Origin of the sequence: Massilia sp. CT11-108 (genome assembly GCF_047302915.1) — a bacterium.
Taxonomy (GTDB): Bacteria; Pseudomonadota; Gammaproteobacteria; order Burkholderiales; family Burkholderiaceae_D; genus Telluria; species Telluria orientalis.
Genome location: NZ_JBKYMO010001146.1, coordinates 1 through 611 on the forward strand (window position 1 = coordinate 1; position 611 = coordinate 611).

Below are 611 nucleotides of genomic sequence, written 5' to 3' on the forward strand. Positions count from 1 at the left end.
ATCACGGCGACTTTTACGCCCGGCTTCAAAGGCAGCGTGCCGTCGTTCTTCAGCAGCACGAGGCTCTTGTTCGCGGCCTGCAGCGCGAGGTCGCGGTGCGCGGGCGTGTCGATCGCGGAGGCCGGCGTCTGGTTCGGCTTGCGCTGCGCGAGGCCCGCGAGGTCGCCGTTGCGGTAGCGCGCGGAGAACAGGCGGACGAGCGCCGTGTCGATGTCGCCCATGGAGATCAGGCCGCGCTTCCACGCTTCGCGGTAGCGTTCGCCGAGGCCCTTCGCGTCGCCCAGGGTCTTCGTGTTGCACTCGTTGTCCGTGCCGGCCTTCAGCGCGACGGCGGCCGCCGCGGCGGGATCGGGCGCGTACTTGTGGTGCTCGTCGATGTCCGTGACGGCATCGCAGTCGGACACGACATAGCCCTTGAAGCCCCACGCGCCGCGCAGGTGCTCCTTCAGCAGCAGGTCGCTGCCGCAGGCCGGCTGGCCGTTGATGCGGTTGTAGGCGCACATGATCGACCCGGCCTTCGCATCGACGATGGCGGCGCGGAAGGCGGGCAAATACGTGTCCTCGAGGTCGTGGCGCGATACGAACACGTCGGCCACGTGGCGCGTCGATTC

At 68.9% G+C, this 611-nt stretch carries 1 protein-coding gene; it reads right to left on the reverse strand.

The window, feature by feature from the left end; translation table 11 throughout:
* On the reverse strand, window positions 1-611 hold a 611-nt coding region (locus ACEN88_RS33660; RefSeq protein ID WP_413346692.1), incomplete at both ends, for a glycoside hydrolase family 3 N-terminal domain-containing protein.